Consider the following 20675-nt stretch of genomic DNA (forward strand, 5'->3'; position numbering starts at 1 on the left):
ACCGGCCCATCTGTGTGAATCCGCCCATGCCGGGGCAGGCGTATCACGCCCCCTCTCGATCATGTCGAGGACGACAAGCGTGGGAGGAACCGTGAGCAGCACACTCTTCCGGACGAAGAGAGTCGAGCAGTCCATCCTCGATACCGAGGAGCCAGAGCACGCGCTCAAGAAGTCCTTGTCCGCGCTGGATCTGACCGTCTTCGGCGTCGGCGTCATCATCGGCACCGGCATCTTCGTGCTCACCGGCACCGTCGCGAAGAACAACGCCGGGCCCGCCGTGGCCCTGGCGTTCGTCGTGTCCGGCGTCGCCTGCGCACTGGCCGCGCTCTGTTACGCCGAGTTCGCCTCCACCCTCCCGGTCGCCGGGTCGGCGTACACGTTCTCGTACGCCTCCCTCGGCGAACTGCCGGCCTGGATCATCGGCTGGGACCTGGTCCTGGAGTTCGCGCTCGGCACGGCGGTGGTGGCCGTCGGCTGGTCCGGCTACATCCAGTCGCTCATGGACAACGCGGGCTGGGAGATGCCGGCCGCCCTGGGCAGCCGGGAGGGCGCCGACGTCTTCGGCTTCGACATCCTCGCCGCCGCGCTCGTCCTCGTCCTCACCTTCATCCTCGTACTCGGCATGAAGCTGTCCGCGCGGATCACGTCCCTGGTCGTCGCCATCAAGCTGGCCGTCGTCCTGACCGTGATCGTCGCCGGCGCGTTCCTGATCGACGGCGACAACTACGACCCGTTCGTCCCGAAGACACAGACGGTGGACGCCGGCAGCAGTCTCGACGCCCCGCTGATCCAGCTCATGTTCGGCTGGGCGCCCTCCAACTTCGGCGTGATGGGCATCTTCACCGCCGCCTCGGTCGTGTTCTTCGCCTTCATCGGCTTCGACGTCGTGGCGACCGCCGCCGAGGAGACCAAGAACCCGCAGCGCGACATGCCGCGCGGCATCATCGGCTCCCTGGTCATCTGCACCACGCTGTACGTCGCCGTGTCGATCGTCGTCACGGGCATGCAGCACTACAGCAAGCTGTCCGTGGACGCCCCGCTCGCCGACGCGTTCAAGGACACCGGGCATCCATGGTTCGCGGGCTTCATCAGCTTCGGCGCCGCGGTCGGACTGACGACGGTCTGCATGATCCTGCTGCTCGGCCAGACCCGCGTGTTCTTCGCGATGAGCCGCGACGGACTGCTGCCGCGCTTCTTCTCCCACGTCCACCCGCGGTTCAGGACCCCGCACCGGCCGACCATCCTGCTCGGCGTGATCATCGCGGTCCTCGCCGGCTTCACCCCGCTGACCGAACTCGCCGCCCTGGTGAACATCGGCACCCTGTTCGCCTTCGTGGTCGTGGCGATCGGCGTGATCATCCTCCGCAACACCCGCCCCGACCTGCACCGGTCCTTCCGCACCCCATGGGTGCCGTTCATCCCGATCCTGTCGGTGTGCGCCTCGCTGTGGCTGATGATCAACCTGCCCGCCGAGACCTGGCTCCGCTTCGCCATCTGGATGGTGGCGGGCTTCGGCGTGTACTTCCTCTACGGCCGCTCCCACAGCCGTCTCGGACGGCACGAGGAGACGAGCGAGGCCGAGGTCGAGAAGGGGAACGGCACAGGCACCGCGTAGCCCGACCCGACGAAACAGGGCCGCGCACGGCACCCGGCTACGGCCGGACCGTGCGCGGCCCCGCCACGTCCGCCCCCAACTCCGTCACGCGCCGCCGCAGTTCCCGGTCCGCGGTCACCACCAGGCAGGACCGTCCGGCGGCCCGCGCGACCAGCTCGACCATGTGATCGTCCCCGCTCCCGGTGGCGGACTCCACCCGCACCCCCGGCACGCTCTCCACGCCCCGAGCGGCCCCCTCCACGACGAGCACCAGCTCCACGGGCCCCGCATGGCCCGGCACCCCGTCCGCCGCCAGTCGGTCCCGCAGCCGCTCCGCGGCCCCCCGCCGGTCCCGCCACCACCCGTCGGGCACCGACCCGACGACGTTCGCGGCGTCGACGATCACGAGCAGGGGGACGTCAGCGTTCATGCGGCAAGGGTCGCACGGCACCCCGGGGAGGAGACCGGCCTGCTCGTTTCGCGCCCGTCGGCCGGAGTCGGCCGGCTCACTCCGCGCCCGTCGGCCGGAGTCGGCCCGCTCACTCCGCGGCCCCCTCCTCGAAGCTCGCGAAGTACGCCGCCGCCATGTCCTCGTCGCCGTGCCCCTGCGCCGCCGCCCGCTCGAAACGCTCCGCGCTCGCCGCCGCCACGTCCAGCTCCACGCCGTGCCGTGCGCCGGCCTCCACGATGAGCCGCGCGTCCTTCGCCGCCGTGCTCACCGCGAAGGAGGCCGGGGACAGCTTGCCGTTCAGCACCAGAGCCGTCTTGGCCCGCAGATACCCCATGTCGAGCGGCCCGCCGTCGATCACCTCGAAGAACCGCTGCGGGTCCACGTCGAGCGCCTTGGACAGCGCCAGCACCTCACCGGCGGCGTTCGTCACCGCGAGCACCCAACTGTTGGCGACCAGCTTCAGACGGGTCGCGGTCCCCGCCCCGCCGTCCTCGCCGGTCCACACCGTACGGGCGCCGACGGCGTCGAACACCGGCGTCACCGTCTCGCGGCCCTCGGCCGGACCCGCCGCCAGGACGGTGAGCTGACCGGCCTCGGCGGGCTGGCGGGTGCCGAGGACGGGGGCGTCGTAGAAGACGAGACTGTGCTCGGCGGCGAAGGAGGCCAGGCCGGCGACGGCGTCGATCCCGGCGGTCGTCGACTGCATCCACACGGCACCCGACCGTAGTGCGGGCGCCGCCTCACGCATGACGTCGAGCGTCGCGGGACCGTCGTACAGCATGGTCAGGACGACGTCGGCGCCCTCGACCGCCTCGGCGGGGGTGTCGGCGACGAAGGCGCCGTCGGCGGCCAGGGGCTCGGCCTTGGCCCGGGTGCGGTTCCAGGCGCGGACGGTGTGCCCGGCCTTCGCGAGGTTGCGGGCCATCGCGGCGCCCATGATGCCGGTGCCCAGGACGCTCACGGTGAGCTTGTCGGTCATGACGTCGAATTCCTGTTCTCGTGCGGACGTTGGTGCTGTGGTCCAGCTTGCCCGCCACACGCGGAGATGCCGCGGAACTCGCATCGTGCAGGACGGGACGATCCTCCGGGGGTCCGCGGACATGCGCCACGTGCGAAGGGGGCGGGGCGTGAACCCGCGTTCCGGCTCGTGGCGTTCCCCGACCGCTCGGGGCGCAACCGGCCGACCCGTTGCGTGCGCCGAGAAGCGGGGCCGGGACACGAGCACCGGCCCGCCCCGCATATGGTGATCCGGTGAACGGCGACTGGCTCATCCGCGGCCGTGACGGCCGCCTCAGCGTCTATCTGCCGACCGAGGACGCCGTCCTGTGCCGGGCGGAACTCGGCCCCGGCGGCCCCTGGGAACCTCCGCGCAAGGTCGGCGGCGACCAGCCGCTGCGCCCCGGCCCCGCGGTCGGCCAGGGCGCCGACTCCTATGCCCATCTGGCCGCTTGGCGGCCCACCAGGGCGGGCGAGGCGGGCCTGGTGCACTCCACCCACTTCCGGCCGCGGCTGGCCCCGCTGGACTGGACGTCCATCGGCCACCCGGACAAGGCCGGCGACCGCACCGGTACGCCCGCCGTCACGGTGGACGCGCAGGGGCGGGCGCATGTCTTCGTGCGCAACCGGGAGGGCGGCGTGAGCATGCGCGGCCAGAAGGAGGTGGGCGGCTGGGGTCCCTGGCGAGACCTGAAGGGGGCCGAGGTCGACGACCGACTGGCCGCGGTGACGGGGGAATCGGGGCGGGTCGAGCTGTACGCGGCCGTCCCCGGGGCCCTGCTGCACTGGCGGCAGGAGAAGCCGGGCAGCGTCCCGGTGCTGGAGGAGGCGATGGAGACGCCGGTGCGGGCGGGCACCCTGCACGCCCTGGCCACCTCCGCCGACCACACCACCCTCTTCTACGCCGACGACTCCGGCGACCTGTGCGCCTGGCGCCCCGGCACCAAGCCGGTGACCCTCCTGACGTCCGCCGGCCCCGGCCCGGTGACCGCGATCCGCTGTGAACTCGACGGCCACGACTGCACGTTGCTCGCCCAGCGCTCGGCAAGCGGCCGCGTCGCCTTCGCCGCGTACCCGACGGAGCAGGAGTCGGCGGGCGCGTGGTGGACGGAGTCGGGGCCGCAGCTTCCGGCGGACGCGGTGGTCGCCCTGGCCCTGGACGAGGACGAGCGGGTGGTCGCGGCCACGTTGTCGCCGTCGTCCGGGCAGTTGCTCGTCACCCGGCGCAAGGACGAGCCCGGGTTGGCGTTGGAGGCTTGGCGAGAGGTCTGAGCGTGCGTAATTCGCAGGACCGTTCGGGCACCTCTGCGCCAGGATGACCCTCATGGACACGGAAAGCCTGGTCGACGTCTGGCGGCGGATCCTGGCGCCCTCGGGGACCTCGTGGGTGCTCTTCGAGCACGGGACGTGCGTGGTGCTGAAGGAGCCCGTGGGAGACCTCGCGGGGCAGGCCTCCGAGATTCTCGGCGAGTTCGGGCCGGTGCACGTGGGCTCCCCGGCCGGTGACTTCAACGTGCTCACGCTCAAGGACGACCTGGGCTGGCTGGTCACCGGCCATCACCCGGACGTCGTCACCTTCGTCGCCCCCGACGAGCCCGTCGACCCGTCGCATCTGGCCATCGGCATCCACGGCCGCACCAAACGCCACCAGGACGGCACGGACCTGCGTGTCGCCCATGTCGAGGACCGACGCCCGCTCGACGGCTGAGACGCCGGTGCCCCGCACACCATCAGGCGTGCGGGGCACCGGCGTTCACTGCGAGGCGCTTACGCCGGGACGCTCGCCACGCCCGGCGCCAGGAACTTCTTGCCGTTCACGCGCTCGGAGACACCCTCGCGGTCCAGGTACGGCGTGATGCCGCCCAGGTGGAAGGGCCAGCCGGCGCCCGTGATCAGGCAGAGGTCGATGTCCTGGGCCTCGGCGACGACGCCCTCGTCGAGCATCAGGCCGATCTCCTGGGCCACCGCGTCCAGGACACGGTCGCGGACCTGCTCCTCGGTCAGCACGGAGTCGCCCTGCTTCAGCAGCGCGGCGACCTCGGGGTCCAGCTCCGGCTTGCCGGAGTCGTAGACGTAGAAGCCGCGCTTGCCCGCCTTGACGACGGCCGCGAGGTTCGGGGAGACCGTGAAGCGGTCCGGGAAGGCCCGGTTGAGGGTCTCCGAGACGTGCAGACCGATCGCGGGACCGACCAGCTCGAGGAGCACCAGCGGGGACATCGGCAGGCCCAGGGGCTCCACCGCCTTCTCCGCCACCTCGACCGGGGTGCCCTCGTCGATGACGTTCTGGATCTCGCCCATGAAGCGGGTGAGGATGCGGTTCACGACGAACGCCGGGGCGTCCTTGGTGAGGACCGCGGTCTTCTTCAGCTTCTTGGCGACGGCGAAGGCCGTGGCCAGCGCGGCGTCGTCCGTCTTCTCGCCGCGGACGATCTCGAGCAGCGGCAGGACCGCGACCGGGTTGAAGAAGTGGAAGCCGACGACCCGCTCGGGGTGCTGAAGCTTCGACGCCATCTCCGAGACGGAGAGGGAGGAGGTGTTCGTCGCGAAGATCGCGTGCGCCGGGGCGACCGCCTCGACCTCCGCGAACACCTGCTGCTTGACGCCGATCTCCTCGAACACGGCCTCGATGATGAAGTCCGCGTCGGCGAAGCCCTCGGCCTTGTCCAGGACACCGGTCACCAGGGCCTTGAGGCGGTTGGCCTTGTCCTGGTTGATACGGCCCTTGCCGAGCAGCTTCTCGATCTCGGCGTGGACGTAGCCCACACCCTTGTCGACGCGCTCCTGGTCGATGTCCGTGAGGACGACCGGGACCTCCAGGCGGCGCAGGAAGAGCAGCGCGAGCTGGGAGGCCATCAGACCGGCGCCGACGACACCGACCTTGGTGACCGGACGGGCCAGGTTCTTGTCCGGGGCGCCGGCCGGGCGCTTGCCGCGCTTCTGCACCAGGTTGAAGGCGTAGATGCCGGACCGCAGCTCGCCACCCATGATCAGGTCGGCGAGCGCCTTGTCCTCGGCGTCGTAGCCCTGCTGGAGGTCGCCGTTCTTGGCGGCGGCGATGATGTCGAGGGCGCGGTAGGCGGCCGGAGCGGCGCCGTGCACCTTCGAGTCCGCGATGAAGCGGCCCTTGGCGACGGCCTGGTCCCAGCCCTCACCGCGGTCGATGACCGGACGCTCGACCTCGACGTCGCCCTTGAGGACGTTCGCGGTCCAGATCAGCGACTGCTCCAGGAAGTCGGCGCCCTCGAAGATGGCGTCGGCGATGCCCAGGTCGAAGACCTGCTGGCCCTTGAGCTGCTTGTTCTGGTTGAGGCTGTTCTCGATGATCACCTGGACGGCCTTGTCGGCGCCGATCAGGTTCGGCAGGATCGTGCAGCCGCCCCAGCCGGGAACCAGGCCCAGGAACACCTCGGGGAGCGAGAAGGCGGGCAGCGCCTTCGAGACGGTGCGGTACTTGCAGTGCAGACCGACCTCGACGCCACCGCCCATCGCGGCGCCGTTGTAGTACGCGAAGGTCGGCACGGCGAGGGCCGACAGCCGCTTGAAGACCTCGTGGCCGCCCTTGCCGATGGCCAGCGCGTCCTTGTGCTCCTTCAGCAGCTCGACGCCCTTGAGGTCGGCGCCGACGGCGAAGATGAACGGCTTGCCGGTGATGCCGACGCCGACGATGTCGCCGTCCGCGGCCTCCTTCTCGACCTGGTCGATGGCGATGTTGAGGTTCGCCAGCGAGGCCGGGCCGAAGGTGGTCGGCTTGGTGTGGTCGAAGCCGTTGTCCAGCGTGATGAGCGCGAAGCGCCCGGCGCCGAACGGCAGGTCGAGGTGGCGTACGTGCGCCGACGTCACGACCTCGTCGGGGAACAGCTCGGCCGCACCCTTCAAAAGCTCAGCGGTGGTGCTCACTTGCTGCCTCCGTCGAAGTTCGGGTTCTCCCAGATGACCGTCGCGCCCATGCCGAAGCCGACGCACATGGTGGTCAGGCCGTAGCGGACGTTGGGCTGCTCCTCGAACTGGCGGGCAAGCTGCGTCATCAGACGGACGCCGGAGGAGGCGAGCGGGTGGCCGAAGGCGATGGCGCCGCCGTACTGGTTGACGCGCTCGTCGTCGTCCGCGATGCCGTAGTGGTCGAGGAAGGCCAGGACCTGGACGGCGAAGGCCTCGTTGATCTCGAACAGGCCGATCTCGGAGATGTCGAGGCCCGCCTTGGCGAGGGCCTTCTCCGTGGCCGGGATCGGGCCGTAGCCCATGACCTCCGGCTCGACGCCCGCGAAGGCGTAGGAGACCAGGCGCATCTTCACCGGGAGGTTGTTCTCGCGGGCGAAGTCCTCGGACGCGATGAGCGAGGCGGTGGCGCCGTCGTTCAGACCGGCCGCGTTACCGGCGGTGACCCGGCCGTGGACGCGGAACGGGGTCTTCAGACCGGAGAGGTTCTCCAGCGTGGTGCCCGGGCGCATCGGCTCGTCGGCGGTGACCAGGCCCCAGCCCGTCTCGCCGGCCTCGGGGTTCGTACGGCGCACGGAGATCGGGACCAGGTCGGCCTGGATCTTGCCGTTGGCGTACGCCTTGGCGGCCTTCTCCTGCGAACGCACCGCGTACTCGTCGGCACGCAGCTTGGTGATGTGCGGGTAGCGGTCGTGCAGGTTCTCCGCCGTCATGCCCATGAACAGGGCGGACTCGTCGACCAGCTTCTCGCTGACGAAGCGCGGGTTGGGGTCCACGCCCTCGCCCATGGGGTGGCGGCCCATGTGCTCGACACCACCGGCGATGGCGATGTCGTACGCACCGAAGGCGACCGAACCGGCGACCGAGGTGACGGCGGTCAGGGCGCCGGCACACATACGGTCGATGGAGTAGCCGGGCACCGACTGGGGCAGACCGGCGAGGATGCCGGCCGTACGGCCGATGGTCAGGCCCTGGTCACCGATCTGCGTGGTCGCGGCGATGGCGACCTCGTCGATCTGCTTCGCGTCGAGACCGGGGTTGCGGCGCAGCAGCTCCCGGATCGCCTTCACGACGAGGTCGTCGGCGCGAGTCTCGTGGTAGATGCCCTTCGGGCCCGCCTTGCCGAACGGGGTGCGGACGCCGTCGACGAAGACGACGTCCCTGACGGTACGAGGCACGATGGCTCTCCTCCAGAGGTGCGGGATCTGCACTGCTGCGGCACGCAAGCGCTGAGCGCGCGCTCAGGCCCATGCTACTTATGAGTAACGTAGCTGCACAGTCCTGGAGGGTGGAGCGGCGAAGGTCACACACGAGCGGGTGGTGGCCGAGCGCCCCGATGGGGGCGCGGGGAACTGCGCGACCGGCCACAACGCACCCGCAGCCCCGTACGCAACCTCACCGAACCGGCGCTGTGCACCCCGGCATGACGAGCCGCTAGGCCATCGCCCCATGCCCTCGGAAGATCTTGGCGTGATCTCGACGTCGCCGTTCCGCTTCACAGGACCGTTCGGCGCCCACTGGGAAACGATCTCGGCAGGAGCGGTCCCAGGAGCGACGCGTTGAGAACCCAGGGCGCGGGCGGCCCCGCTACTCGGCGGACAGGGCGGCCACCAGAACCGGCGTGACCTGCTCGACCTGCCAGGGACGAGCCCCGTGGCCGGCCAGCGCCTCGGCGACCGTCTCCGCGCTCACCTCCTTAGGCGGCTCCCAGCAGACCCGCCGCACGGTGTCCGGAGTGATCACGTTCTCCTGAGGCATGTTGAGCTGCTCGGCCAGCGTGGAAACCGCGGCCCGGGCGGCGGAGAGCCGAGCGGCGGCGGCCGGATCCTTGTCCGCCCACGCCCGCGGCGGAGGCGGCCCCGCAACGGGCTGCCCGGGCGCCGGCAACTGCGCCTCGGTCAGGGCCTTCGCACGGTCGACCGCGGCCTGCCACTGCTCGAGCTGGCGCCGCCCCATCCGGTGCCCGAAGCCGTTGAGCGCGGCCAGGGCATGCACATTGCCGGGCACGGCGAGCGCGGCCTCGACGATGGCAGCGTCGCTGAGCACCTTGCCGGGCGACACATCCCGCTTCTGGGCGATGCGGTCCCGCGTCTGCCACAGCTCCCGCACCACGCCGAGCTGCCGGCGTCTGCGCACCTTGTGCATCCCGGACGTCCGCCGCCAGGGATCCTTGCGCGGCTCGGCGGGCGGCGCGGACGCGATGGCGTCGAACTCCTGGCGGGCCCACTCCAGCTTCCCCTGCCGGTCGAGCTCCTTCTCCAGGGCGTCGCGCAGGTCCACGAGCAGCTCGACGTCCAGCGTGGCGTACCGCAGCCAGGGCTCCGGCAGCGGCCGGGTCGACCAGTCGACGGCCGAGTGCCCCTTCTCCAGGACGAACCCGAGCACGCTCTCGACCATCGCGCCGAGGCCGACCCTGGGGAAGCCGGCGAGCCGTCCGGCCAGCTCGGTGTCGAACAGCCGCGTCGGCACCATGCCTATCTCACGCAGGCAGGGCAGATCCTGGGTGGCGGCGTGCAGCACCCACTCCACTCCGGACAGCGCCTCGCCGAGGCCGGACAGATCGGGACAGGCCACGGGGTCGATCAGGGCGGACCCCGCGCCCGCGCGGCGCAACTGCACCAGATAGGCGCGCTGGCCGTAGCGGTAGCCGGACGCGCGTTCGGCGTCGACGGCGACGGGGCCCGAGCCCGCGGTGAAGGCGGCGATCACCTCGGCGAGCGCGGCCTCGTCGGCGATCACGGGCGGAATGCCCTCGCGGGGCTCCAGCAAAGGGATCGGCGCCTCCGTAACAGAAGATCCGTCGTCTTCCGGAGGGGCGCCTCCGGTGGTTCGCAGTGAACTGTCTGCTGCGGTTTCTTGGGCGTCGGTCACATGTCAAGGGTATCTGTGTATGGACAGCGCCCGCCGACGGAACGTTCCGTCGGCGGGCGCCCGAGGGTCGTAAACCAGTCAGTCAAGCGCAGGATCCGGCTCACGGTGGGTGGGGGACGAGGAGGGGATCAGCGGCCGATCCTGTTCACGTCAGTGAATGATCAAGCGTTGAATCGGTAGCGGCGGGTCTCGGTGGCGGCGGCTCGGTGGTGGCGGGCTCAGTGGATGATGCCGGTGCGCAGCGCCACGGCGACCATACCGGCGCGGTCGCCGGTGCCCAGCTTGCGGGCGATGCGGGCGAGGTGGCTCTTGACGGTCAGGGCGGACAGGCCCATCGAGACGCCGATCGCCTTGTTCGACTGGCCCTCCGCCACCAGCCGCAGTACCTCGACCTCACGGCCGGACAGTTCGCGGTAGCCGCCCGGGTGGCTCGGGGCACCCGGGTGGCGACGGTGCATACGGGCGGCGGCGGCGCCGATGGGAGCGGCACCGGGGCGGGTGGGGAGCCCGACGTTGGTGCGGGTACCGGTGACTACGTAGCCCTTCACACCGCCCGCGAGGGCGTTGCGCACGGCGCCGATGTCGTCGGCGGCGGACAGGGCGAGGCCGTTCGGCCAGCCCGCGGCACGGGTCTCCGACAGGAGGGTGAGGCCGGATCCGTCGGGCAGATGGACGTCGGCGACGCAGATGTCGCGGGGGTTGCCGACGCGGGGGCGGGCCTCCGCGATGGACGAGGCCTCGATGACATCGCGCACACCGAGTGCCCAGAGATGTCGGGTGACGGTGGAGCGGACGCGGGGGTCGGCCACGACCACCATTGCGGTCGGCTTGTTCGGGCGGTAGGCGACCAGGCTTGCGGGCTGCTCGAGGAGAACGGACACCGGGCCTCCTGGGGTGCGGGGACGGCTTTCAAGGTCACAGTCGTCTTCGGCACCAAACCTCTGGCCCTTTAGGGAAAGATCACGATTTAGTGAGTAACAATTGGGGCAATTCGGACACGTGGTCGATCGTTAGGTGAGTAAAACGCGTCGATCATGGACTATTTCCTGACCGAAAGTGGCCGTATCGACAAAGTGACGGTCAAGCTTCCGGCCGTCGAGTGCCGTGCCTGTTTACCGGGACTGAGGGTCGCGGCGCTGCGGCAGCGTCACCACCGACGCGTCCCCCGGGCCGGCCGGCGGCAGGCCCGCGATCTGGGCCAGCAGATCGCACCAGGACGCCAGATGGGCCGCGGTGTCCGGGACGCCGCCCAGGCCCTCGCGCGGGGTCCAGGAGGCACGGATCTCGATCTGCGAGGCCGCCGGACGCTCGGACAGGCCGCCGAAGTAGTGGGAGCTCGCACGCGTGACGGTGCCGCTCGGCTCGCCGTACGACAGCCCGCGCGCCTGGAGCGCGCCGGTCAGCCACGACCAGCACACCTCGGGCAGCAGCGGGTCGGCGGCCATCTCCGGCTCCAGCTCCGCGCGCACCAGCGTCACCAGCCGGAAGGCGCCCTGCCAGGCGTCGTGCCCCGCCGGGTCGTGCAGCAGCACCAGCCGGCCGTCGGCCAGGTCCTGGTCGCCGTCGACGACCGCCGCCTCCAGCGCGTACGCGTACGGGGCCAGGCGCTGGGGCGCCTTGGTCTGCTCCACCTCGATCTGCGGCCGCAGACGACTCGCCCGCAGCGCCTCGACAGCGGCCCGGAAAGCCGCTGGAGCCGTACTGTGCGAATGCCGGTCCCCCTCCCCGGCCTCCTTCGCGTCATCCATTCCGCCAGTGCCGTCCGACAGTCTTCCCTGAGCCGCAGCCATGCCGGGAAGATTAAGGGGAACGGCGGCTTCGTGCAGGGAGGGACACCCGGACAACACGGCAACCCCGGCGCTCGGGCCTTCGCGGCCGTGCGAGACTTGCCTCCGTGAGTGCCAACCAGACGCCGCCGTCAGCCACGTACGACTCCGCTTTCCTCAAAGCGTGCAGGCGCGAGCCCGTGCCGCACACGCCGGTGTGGTTCATGCGGCAGGCCGGGCGCTCCCTTCCCGAGTACCGCAAGGTGCGCGAGGGCATCGGCATGCTGGAGTCCTGCATGCGGCCCGAGCTGGTCACCGAGATCACCCTCCAGCCCGTGCGCAGGCACGACGTGGACGCGGCGATCTACTTCAGCGACATCGTCGTGCCGCTGAAGGCCATCGGCATCGACCTCGACATCAAGCCCGGCGTCGGCCCGGTCGTCGAGCGCCCCATCCGCACCCGCGCCGACCTGGCCCAACTGCGCGACCTCACGCCCGAGGACGTCTCCTACGTCACCGAGGCCATCGGCCTGCTCACCGGTGAGCTCGGCGCCACCCCGCTCATCGGTTTCGCCGGCGCGCCATTCACCCTCGCGAGTTACCTCGTCGAGGGCGGTCCGTCGCGCACGTACGAGAACGCCAAGGCGATGATGTACGGCGACCCGGAGCTGTGGGCCGACCTGCTCGACCGCCTCGCCGACATCACGGCGGCCTTCCTGAAGGTGCAGATCGAGGCCGGCGCCTCCGCCGTCCAGCTCTTCGACTCCTGGGCCGGCGCCCTCGCTCCCGCCGACTACCGCCGCTCGGTGATGCCCGCCTCCGTGAAGGTCTTCGACGCCGTCGCCGGGTACGGCGTCCCGCGCATCCACTTCGGCGTCGGCACCGGTGAACTGCTGAAGCTCATGGGCGAGGCCGGCGCGGACGTCGTCGGCGTCGACTGGCGCGTCCCGCTCGACGAGGCCGCCCGCCGCGTCGGCCCCGGCAAGGCGCTCCAGGGCAACCTCGACCCGACCGTCCTCTTCGCCACCACCGAGGCGGTCGAGGCAAAGACCCGCGAGGTGCTGGACGCCGCGGCCGGCCTGGAGGGACACGTCTTCAACCTCGGCCACGGCGTCATGCCGTCCACCGACCCGGACGCCCTGACCCGGCTCGTCGAGTACGTCCACACGCAGACGGCCCGCTAGAAACGCTCACCACGACTGCCGTGGCCGTGCCCGTCTGCCGAACAGCAGGCCGCGCGGCTCCGGCGGCGGCGGTGTCCCCGGCTTGAGCGGCCAGGCGAGCAGCATGCCCGCGAGGAAGCCGACGATGTGCGCCGCGTACGCCACCGTGCCCGCGTCGGAGACACCCTCGCCGGACGAGTACGCGGCCTGGAGCACGAACCAGAAGCCGAGCACCAGCCAGGCGGGCAGCCGCAGCGGCAGGAAGATCAGGAACGGCACCAGCACCCACACCCTGGCCTTCGGATACAGCACGAGATAGGCGCCCAGGACGCCCGCGATGGCCCCGGAGGCGCCGATCAGGGGGTCGGCCGAGTCCTCGTTGAGGAACGCGAAGCCGTACGAGGCCGCGTAGCCGCAGACGACGTAGAAGAGGAAGTACCGCACGTGGCCCATGCGGTCCTCGATGTTGTTGCCGAAGATCAGCAGGAAGAGCATGTTCCCCAGCAGGTGCAGCCAACTGCCGTGCAGGAACATCGCGGTGAAGACCGACAGGGTGGGGGACTTGTCGTAGTCCGGCGCGCCGATCACACAGCCGGGGCCGTTCGGGCCCACGGCGACGTCGCCCGTCGGGACCACCCCCGGCAACTGGTTGTGGATCAACTCCCGCGGCACCGCCGCGTAGTGGTCCAGGAACGCGTGCAGATGGCATAGCTGGGCCAGGTCGCTCTCACCGGACACGGAGCCGGCTATGCCGGGCGTGGACAGGAAGACGAGGACGTTCGCGGCGATCAGCGCGTATGTCACCCAAGGGGTGCGGCGCACCGGGTTCACGTCATGGACGGGGATGACCACGACTGGTATCTGCCCGGGATCCGTGCGGCGAATCGGTGTACGGGGTGAACGGGGGTGTGGCGGCTTGCGTATGTGTCGACAACCGCCCGCGGCACGGGGAAGGCGGGTCGCGGGGTCTACGTGAGGAACAGGCGATGAACGACCGAGTTAATCCTCCGATTCACGCGTTGCCCGACGGGGAGGCCGAGATCGCGTTGGTGGTGCGGCTGCCGTGGGAAGACGTGGCGCGGCTGGGGCAGGAGGCCGGACGGCTCGCGTCGCAGATGCAGCGGCCGGTGACGCTGGACGAGGCCGTGAGTCATCGGCTGCGGTCCGCTCGGCCGGCCGCGGCGCATGCGAAGCCGGCGGGGGAGCAGCCCGCTGCCGCCATGCCGCCGAGTGTGAGTGCGTCCGTTTCCTCGTTGCCGTCGCGGCCGCCGGCCGAGCAGGCTCGGCAGGCCATCGAGAGGATCAACGGATCCGCCTAGCCGCCGGGGGGGTGTGGGTCGTTCGGCGGGTGCGGGTCCGTTGTGGCTGGTCGCGCAGTTCCCCGCGCCCCTTCAGGTCGGCTGCTGTACCGCCTTCGCCGCCTTTCGGGCCGCTACCAGGACCGGGTCCCAGACCGGGGAGAACGGGGGCGCGTAGCCCAGGTCCAGGGACGTCATCTGTTCCACCGTCATACCGGCCGTCAGGGCCACCGCCGCGATGTCGACCCTCTTTGCCGCGCCCTCGCGGCCCACGATCTGCACGCCCAGCAGGCGTCCCGTGCGGCGTTCGGCGAGCATCTTGACCGTCATGACGGAGGCGCCCGGGTAGTAACCGGCGCGGCTCGTGGAGTCGATGGTGGCCGTCACGTACTGCAGGCCCGCCCTGCGCGCGTCCTTCTCGCGCAGGCCCGTTCGGGCGATCTCCAGGTCGCAGACCTTGCTGACGGCCGTGCCGACCACGCCGGGGAACGTGGCGTAGCCGCCGACGGCGTTCGTGCCGATGATCTGGCCGTGCTTGTTGGCGTGGGTGCCGAGGGGGACGTGGCGTTCCCGGCCGGAGACCAGGTCGAGGACCTCGACGCAGTCGCCGCCCGCCCAGATGTTCTCGTGGCCGCGGACCCGCATGGCGAGGTCGGTGAGGAGGCCGCCGTGGTCGCCGAGAGGGAGGCCCGCGGCCCGCGCGAGGGCGGTTTCCGGGCGGACTCCGATGCCGAGGACCACCACGTCCGCCGGGTACTCGGCGTCGTCGGTGACGACCGCGCGGACGCCGCCGTCCTCTCCGGTGAGGATCTTGGTGACCTCGGCGTCGTTGACCATGGTGATGCCGAGTCCCTCCATGGCCTCGTGCACCATGCGGCCCATGTCCGGGTCGAGGGTGGACATCGGTTCGCTGCCGCGGTTGACGACCGTCACCTCGTAGCCGCGGTTGATGAGCGCCTCGGCCATCTCCACGCCGATGTAGCCGGCGCCGACGACCACCGCGCGACGGCCACGCGTGCGTGCCAGCCGGTCGATCAGCCCCTGGCCGTCGTCGAGGGTCTGCACGCCGTGCACGCCGGGGGCGTCGGCGCCCGGCATGTCGGGGCGGATCGGACGGGCGCCTGTCGCGATCACGAGCTTGTCGTACGACGTCCAGGACTCGGCGCCGGAATCGACGTCACGCGCGCGTACCCGGCCGCCGGCCACGTCGATCTCCACGACCTCCGTCCGCATGCGCAGATCGATGTCCCGCGCCCGGTGCTCCTCGGCCGTACGGGCGATGAGCCGATCCCGTTCGGGTACTTCGCCGCCCACCCAGTACGGGATGCCGCACGCCGAGAAGGAGGTGAAGTGGCCGCGTTCGAAGGCCACGATCTCCAGCTCCTCGGCGTTCTTCAGGCGGCGCGCCTGCGACGCCGCGGACATCCCCGCGGCGTCGCCGCCGATCACCACCAGCCGCTCCCGCTTGCCCGGCACATCCCTCGCAGCGCTCATGTTCATGCGAACACGCTACGGGGGCAGGGAATTTCAGTCCTGCTCGCCGCTCTGCTCGTCTCCCGCGGGCGTGGGACGCGGTGCGGTGCGGGCCGTCGGCAGCGGGCCGAGCGCGGTGGTCGCGGGCGCGGTCGCCGGGCGGCGCGGCAGCCGAGGCCGCAGGACCTTCAGCCACAGCAGCACGATGAGCGCCGCGACCGCCGCGAACGGCAGCACCGCGCCGAGCGCCACCGCGATCCAGCGCAGCATCGTCACGAACGCGTTCCAGCCACCCGCGAGCGCGTCCAGGAAGCCCGGGTCGTCGTCCTTCGCGGCCTTCTTCACCGGCGTCTCGGAGAGGGTCAGCGAGATCGTCGCGAGGCTCGTGCGGTCCTTCAGGGACGCCTGCTGGGCCAGCAGCGACTCCAGGTCGGCCTGCCGGCGGCTCAGCTCGCCCTCCAGCGTCACCACGTCGCTGAGCTTGGTCGCCTGGTCCATCAGCTCGCGGATCCGGGCCACGCTGGCCTGCTGCGACTTGATGCGGCTGTCCACGTCCACGACCTGGTCGGTGACGTCCTGCGCCTTGGCGCTGCGCTCGATCAGCTTGCCCGCGCCCTCCAGGTCCGCGAGGACCTCGGCGTACCTGTCGACCGGCACGCGCAGCACGACGCGGGTGTGCTCGTGGCCCTCCTCGTCGCGGGTGGTGGTCTCGTTGCCGACGTAGCCGCCCGCGTTCTCGATGGTCGTACGGGCCCCGTCGAGGGCCTTCGGTACGTCCTTGACCTGCACGGTCAGCGAGGCGGTGCGGATGATGTGGGCGGCGGGGAGCTTGGCCGGCGCGGTGGTGGCCCGGCCCGCGTCGGAGCCGGTGCCGGGCGCGCCTTCCTTCGCGCCTCCGTCGGAGTCCGCCTGGGCGGCCTCGCCGGCGGCGGCCTTGCTGTCGCCCCCCGAGTCGTTCGCGGCGCTGCAACCGGTGAGCGCGAGGGCGCTGGCCAGCAGGAGGCCGGCCAGGGCTTGAACTGGTCGTGCGGAACGTCGTGTGCGCATGTGGGCGTACCCCCCGGGGGTCGTCGTGACGACTGATGCTTCTTCGACGCCGGGGTCGTGCGAAACGTTGGCGGGAAACGGTCCCGATGCGGTCACGGTCGGGACTCGTGAAGGACACCGGGGCGCGGAGGGTTGTCAGCGGGGTCTGAGAGGCTGTGGACATGCACGAAGTGGAGACGCGTACGGAAACGGGCCGGGTCGTCGTCATCGGGGGCGGTATCGCGGGGCTCGCCGCGGCCCATCGCCTGCTGGACGCCGGCCGGGACGTGACCGTCCTGGAGGCCTCGGACCGGCTCGGCGGCAAGCTGCTGCCCGGCGAGATCGCGGGCGTGCGTGTGGACCTCGGCGCCGAGTCGATGCTGGCCCGCCGCCCCGAGGCGATCGCCCTCGCGCGCGAGGTGGGCCTCGCCGAGCGCCTTCAGCCGCCCGCCACCGCGACCGCGTCGATCTGGACCCGCGGTGCTCTGCGCCCCATGCCCAAGGGGCATGTGATGGGCGTCCCCGGTACCGCCGTCGCGCTCGCCGGAGTCCTGTCCGACGAAGGGCTGGCCCGCATCGAGCGCGACGCCGAACTGCCGCGCACGGAGGTCGGGGACGACGTGGCGGTCGGCGCGTACGTGGCGACGCGCCTCGGCCGCGAGGTCGTCGACCGCCTCGTCGAGCCCCTGCTGGGCGGCGTCTACGCGGGCGACGCGTACCGCATCTCGATGCGCTCGGCGGTCCCGCAGCTCTACCAGGCCGCGCGGACCCACGACTCGCTCACCGAAGCGGTTCGCGAGATCCAGGCCAAGGCCGCCGCCAACCAGCAGACCGGGCCGGTGTTCATGGGCATCGAGGGCGGCGTGGGCGGGCTCCCGCTCGCCGTCGCGGAGTCGGTGCGCGCGCGGGGCGGCGAGATCGTGACCGGGGCGCCGGTGACCGAGCTGCGCCGCGAGGCGTCCGGCGGCTGGCGCGTCGTCGCCGGAGACCGGGTGCTGCGCGCCGACGCGGTCGTCGTCGCCGTCCCTGCCGCTGCCGCCGCCGCCCTGCTGCGCGCCGAGGTGCCCGGGGCAGCCGCCGAGCTGGCCGGCGTCGAGTACGCCTCCATGGCCCTGATCACCCTCGCCTACCGCCGCAGCGACGCCGGCCTCCCGGCGGGCAGCGGCTTCCTCGTGCCGCCGGTCGACGGGCGCACCATCAAGGCGTCGACGTTCGCATCCCAGAAGTGGGGCTGGATCGCCGACGAGGACCCGGACACGATCGTCCTGCGCACCTCCGTCGGGCGGTACGGCGAGACGGAGATCCTGGGCCGCGAGGACGCCGACCTCGTCGACGTCTCACGCCGGGACCTGAAGGAGGCCACCGGCCTCGACGCCACGCCCCTGGAGACCCGGGTCACCCGCTGGACCGACGGCCTGCCCCAGTACCCGGTCGGCCACCACGCGCGCGTGGCCCGCGTCCGCGAGCACATCGCCAAGGTGCCGGGCCTCGCGGTGTGCGGCGCGCAGTACGACGGCGTGGGCATCCCGGCGTGCATCGCGAGCGCGTACGCCGCGGTGGACCAACTGGACGGAGACCTGAGCGGCCTGCGGGAGCTCACCGCCAACCCGGTGCAGAGTCTGCACGGCGGAGCGGGAGAATAGGGGCATGAGTGACGACGCCTCCACCACCGAGTCCGGCAGGATCCCGAACAAGGGCAAGCTGGCCAAGGACCTCAACGAGGTCATCCGCTACACCCTCTGGTCCGTCTTCAAGCTGAAGGACGTGCTCCCCGAGGACCGCGCGGGCTACGCCGACGAGGTCCAGGAGCTGTTCGACCAGCTCGCCGCCAAGGACGTGACGATCCGCGGCACCTACGACGTGTCCGGCCTGCGCGCCGACGCCGACGTCATGATCTGGTGGCACGCCGAGACCAGCGACCAGCTCCAGGACGCGTACAACCTCTTCCGTCGCACGAAGCTGGGCCGCGCGCTCGAGCCGGTCTGGTCGAACATGGCGCTGCACCGCCCCGCCGAGTTCAACCGCTCGCACATCCCGGCGTTCCTCGCCGACGAGACGCCGCGCAACTACGTCAGCGTCTACCCCTTCGTGCGCTCCTACGACTGGTACCTGCTGCCCGACGAGGACCGCCGCCGCATGCTCGCCGACCACGGCAAGATGGCCCGCGGTTACCCGGACGTCCGCGCCAACACCGTCGCCTCGTTCTCGCTGGGCGACTACGAGTGGATCCTCGCCTTCGAGGCCGACGAGCTCTACCGCATCGTCGACCTCATGCGTCACCTGCGTGCATCCGAGGCCCGGATGCACGTCCGCGAGGAGGTGCCGTTCTACACCGGCCGCCGCAAGTCCGTGGCCGAACTGGTCGCCGGGCTCGCCTAGGCAGAGATACGACGAAGCCCCGCACCCTCGACGGGATGCGGGGCTTCGCCGCGTGGACCCTGCCGGCTACGGACGGGCCGCGCTCTCGTGCCGGTCCTTGTGCCGAGCCGCAGGCTTCTTCGCCTTGCGCTCGCCCGCCCGCTCCGGCTTGGGCTCGGGGTGCCCCTCGCACGAGGCGTGCCGCGCGGGCAGACGGCCCTCCAGCAGATACGCGTCGATGTGGCCGTTGACGCAGGCGTTCGGGCCGTACGCGATGCCGTGCGTTCCGGCGTCCCGCTCGGTCACCAGGACCGAGCCCGCGAGCCGCCGGTGCATCTCCAGCGCCCCGTCGTACGGCGTGGCGGCGTCCCGCTCGGCGGCCAGGATCAGCGTCGGCGGCAGCTCACCCGGACCGGTCCGCACGTCCACCGGCTTCTGCCGAGGGGCCTGCCAGAAGGCGCACGGCAGGTTCATCCACGCGTTGTCCCACGTCTCGAACGGCGCGAGGCGCGCGAGCCGGGTGTTGTCCCGGTCCCAGACCGCCCAGTCCGTGGGCCAGGGCGCGTCGTTGCACTCCACGGCCGTGTAGACCGCGTTCGTGTTCTCTTCCTCGGCCGCGGCCTCCGTCACCGGCGTGGCCAGTTCGACCAGCGGCTTCGCGTCGCCCTTCAGATACGCCGACAGCGCCTGCGCCCGCGAGGGCCAGTAGTCGTCGTAGTAGCCGGCCTGGAGGAACGCCTCCTGCAACTGCCCCGGCCCGATCTTCCCGCCGGCCGGCCGCGCCGCGAGCCGGGTGCGCACCTTCTCGTAGTTGGCCAGCACCTCGTCGGCGGTGATGCCGAGCCCGTACACGTCGTCGTGCTCGGCGACCCACTCCCGGAAGTCCGTCCAGCGCCCCTCGAACGCGGCCGACTGCGCGAGGTTGTTGTGGTACCAGATCTGCTTCGGGTCCGGGTTCACCGCGGAGTCGAACACCATCCGCCGTACGTGCTGGGGGAAGAGGTGCGCGTACAGCGCGCCGAAGTAGGTGCCGTACGACGCGCCCATGAACGTCAGCTTCTCCTCGCCCAGCGCGGCGCGCAGGACGTCCAGGTCACGGGCGTTGTTGAGGGAGTTGTAGTGCTGAAGAGCACTCCCGGCGCGCTTGGCGCAGCCGCGCGCGTACGCCTTCGCCCGGGCGACGCGCTCCTTCTTGTACGCCTCCGAGGGGAAAGTCGGCGCCTGCGAGGGCCCCTTGAAGTACTGCTTGGGGTCCTGGCAGGACAGCGGGGCGGAGGGCCCCACTCCGCGTGGGGCGTAGCCGACCAGGTCGTACGCGGCCGCGAGCCGCTTCCACGCCGGGATGACCCCGATCAACGGGAACTGCAGGCCGGAGGCGCCCGGCCCGCCCGGGTTGTAGACCAGGGCGCCCTTGCCCGGCACCCGGCGCTTGCTGTTGTGCGGATCCTTGTGCGTGGCCTGCGCCCGGCTGACCAGCAGCCGGATCTGCTTGCCGTCGGGGTGCGCGTAGTCCAGCGGGACGGACACCGTGCCGCACCGCACACCGCCCGGCAGGCCCTGCTCCTTGGGGCAGCGGCCGAAGGCGATGCCGGCCGCCTCGGCGCGCGCGACGGCCACCGCCGTGCCGTCCCGCTCGTCCGCCCCCGGGGCCGCCCCGGCGCTCTGGGCCGGGGCCAAGGACACAGCGGACAGGAGCATGGCCCCCGCGGCCGAGTAGAGGGCGGTAGCTCGCATGGCGTTTCC

18 protein-coding genes and 1 pseudogene are annotated in these 20675 nt (G+C 71.4%); 8 read left to right on the plus strand and 11 right to left on the minus strand.

The features are described 5' to 3' along the window. Positions 1-91 precede the first annotated feature (91 nt). The gene (locus ACZ69Q_RS01110; protein ID WP_471034159.1) at positions 92-1615 is read left to right on the plus strand and encodes an amino acid permease; all 1524 of its coding nucleotides are present in this window, start codon (positions 92-94) and stop codon (positions 1613-1615) included. 37 nt (positions 1616-1652) lie between these two features. On the opposite strand, the gene ACZ69Q_RS01115 is transcribed toward ACZ69Q_RS01110, so the two are convergent. Further along, complete coding sequence (locus ACZ69Q_RS01115; protein WP_471034163.1) at positions 1653-2024, minus strand: PIN domain-containing protein; 372 nt, start codon at positions 2022-2024, stop codon at positions 1653-1655. A 109-nt stretch (positions 2025-2133) separates the two neighbouring features. Then, positions 2134-3084, minus strand: a complete 951-nt coding sequence (locus tag ACZ69Q_RS01120) for an NAD(P)-dependent oxidoreductase (RefSeq protein WP_471039977.1) — start codon at positions 3082-3084, stop codon at positions 2134-2136. A 212-nt stretch (positions 3085-3296) separates the two neighbouring features. On the opposite strand from ACZ69Q_RS01120, the gene ACZ69Q_RS01125 reads away from it, so the two are divergent. Together ACZ69Q_RS01125 and ACZ69Q_RS01130 are read left to right on the plus strand one after the other, a co-directional pair. Further along, positions 3297-4313, plus strand: coding sequence for a hypothetical protein (locus ACZ69Q_RS01125; protein WP_471034166.1), 1017 nt, complete (start codon positions 3297-3299; stop codon positions 4311-4313). A 43-nt stretch (positions 4314-4356) separates the two neighbouring features. Then, positions 4357-4749, plus strand: coding sequence for a hypothetical protein (locus ACZ69Q_RS01130; protein WP_471034169.1), 393 nt, complete (start codon positions 4357-4359; stop codon positions 4747-4749). 59 nt (positions 4750-4808) lie between these two features. Here ACZ69Q_RS01130 and ACZ69Q_RS01135 read toward each other — a convergent pair whose 3' ends face one another. Both ACZ69Q_RS01135 and ACZ69Q_RS01140 read right to left on the minus strand, forming a co-directional pair. Then, positions 4809-6938, minus strand: a complete 2130-nt coding sequence (locus ACZ69Q_RS01135; RefSeq protein WP_471034173.1) for a 3-hydroxyacyl-CoA dehydrogenase NAD-binding domain-containing protein — start codon at positions 6936-6938, stop codon at positions 4809-4811. Then, positions 6935-8155, minus strand: coding sequence for a thiolase family protein (locus tag ACZ69Q_RS01140; RefSeq protein ID WP_471034176.1), 1221 nt, complete (start codon positions 8153-8155; stop codon positions 6935-6937). Before ACZ69Q_RS01140 ends, ACZ69Q_RS01135 begins: the two co-directional genes overlap by 4 nt. Positions 8156-8426: 271 nt before the next feature. Between ACZ69Q_RS01140 and ACZ69Q_RS01145 the strand changes: the two are divergent. Continuing rightward, positions 8427-8522, plus strand: a pseudogene (locus tag ACZ69Q_RS01145) (carbohydrate ABC transporter permease); the annotation flags it as partial. Between the two features lie 42 nt (positions 8523-8564). Here ACZ69Q_RS01145 and ACZ69Q_RS01150 read toward each other — a convergent pair. The 3 genes from ACZ69Q_RS01150 to ACZ69Q_RS01160 form a co-directional block, all read right to left on the minus strand. Next, on the minus strand, positions 8565-9848 hold the full coding sequence (locus ACZ69Q_RS01150; RefSeq protein ID WP_471034180.1) for a ribonuclease D: 1284 nt from the start codon (positions 9846-9848) through the stop codon (positions 8565-8567). Positions 9849-10066: 218 nt separating this feature from the next. Continuing rightward, positions 10067-10729 (minus strand): response regulator transcription factor, encoded by a 663-nt coding sequence (locus ACZ69Q_RS01155; RefSeq protein WP_030967662.1) that lies wholly within the window; start codon positions 10727-10729, stop codon positions 10067-10069. Between the two features lie 231 nt (positions 10730-10960). Continuing rightward, entirely contained in the window at positions 10961-11638 is a 678-nt protein-coding gene (locus ACZ69Q_RS01160; RefSeq protein WP_471034187.1) for a DUF3000 domain-containing protein, read from the minus strand. A 104-nt stretch (positions 11639-11742) separates the two neighbouring features. Here ACZ69Q_RS01160 and hemE point away from each other — a divergent pair, with 104 nt between their 5' ends. Beyond that, on the plus strand, positions 11743-12798 hold the full coding sequence (gene hemE, locus ACZ69Q_RS01165; RefSeq protein ID WP_471034191.1) for a uroporphyrinogen decarboxylase: 1056 nt from the start codon (positions 11743-11745) through the stop codon (positions 12796-12798). Between the two features lie 6 nt (positions 12799-12804). Here hemE and ACZ69Q_RS01170 read toward each other — a convergent pair whose 3' ends face one another. Next, positions 12805-13629: a rhomboid family intramembrane serine protease gene (locus tag ACZ69Q_RS01170; RefSeq protein WP_471034195.1), complete on the minus strand. Its 825-nt coding sequence runs from the start codon at positions 13627-13629 to the stop codon at positions 12805-12807. 134 nt (positions 13630-13763) lie between these two features. On the opposite strand from ACZ69Q_RS01170, the gene ACZ69Q_RS01175 reads away from it, so the two are divergent. After that, positions 13764-14096, plus strand: coding sequence for a hypothetical protein (locus ACZ69Q_RS01175; protein ID WP_471034201.1), 333 nt, complete (start codon positions 13764-13766; stop codon positions 14094-14096). A 72-nt stretch (positions 14097-14168) separates the two neighbouring features. Here ACZ69Q_RS01175 and ACZ69Q_RS01180 read toward each other — a convergent pair whose 3' ends face one another. Further along, positions 14169-15575 carry an FAD-dependent oxidoreductase gene (locus ACZ69Q_RS01180; protein ID WP_471034204.1) on the minus strand — a complete coding sequence of 469 codons (1407 nt, stop codon included), beginning with the start codon at positions 15573-15575 and terminating at the stop codon, positions 14169-14171. Between the two features lie 27 nt (positions 15576-15602). After that, complete coding sequence (locus tag ACZ69Q_RS01185; protein ID WP_471034206.1) at positions 15603-16595, minus strand: DUF4349 domain-containing protein; 993 nt, start codon at positions 16593-16595, stop codon at positions 15603-15605. A 161-nt stretch (positions 16596-16756) separates the two neighbouring features. Between ACZ69Q_RS01185 and hemG the strand changes: the two genes are divergently transcribed. Continuing rightward, complete coding sequence (hemG, locus tag ACZ69Q_RS01190) at positions 16757-18217, plus strand: protoporphyrinogen oxidase (RefSeq protein WP_471034208.1); 1461 nt, start codon at positions 16757-16759, stop codon at positions 18215-18217. A gap of 4 nt (positions 18218-18221) precedes the next feature. Beyond that, positions 18222-18953, plus strand: a complete 732-nt coding sequence (hemQ, locus tag ACZ69Q_RS01195) for a hydrogen peroxide-dependent heme synthase (protein WP_471034210.1) — start codon at positions 18222-18224, stop codon at positions 18951-18953. A 66-nt stretch (positions 18954-19019) separates the two neighbouring features. On the opposite strand, the gene ACZ69Q_RS01200 is transcribed toward hemQ, so the two are convergent. Then, positions 19020-20666 carry an alpha/beta hydrolase gene (locus tag ACZ69Q_RS01200; protein ID WP_471034213.1) on the minus strand — a complete coding sequence of 549 codons (1647 nt, stop codon included), beginning with the start codon at positions 20664-20666 and terminating at the stop codon, positions 19020-19022. Positions 20667-20675 lie beyond the last annotated feature (9 nt).

It is taken from the genome of Streptomyces sp. NPDC036764 (assembly GCF_055609385.1).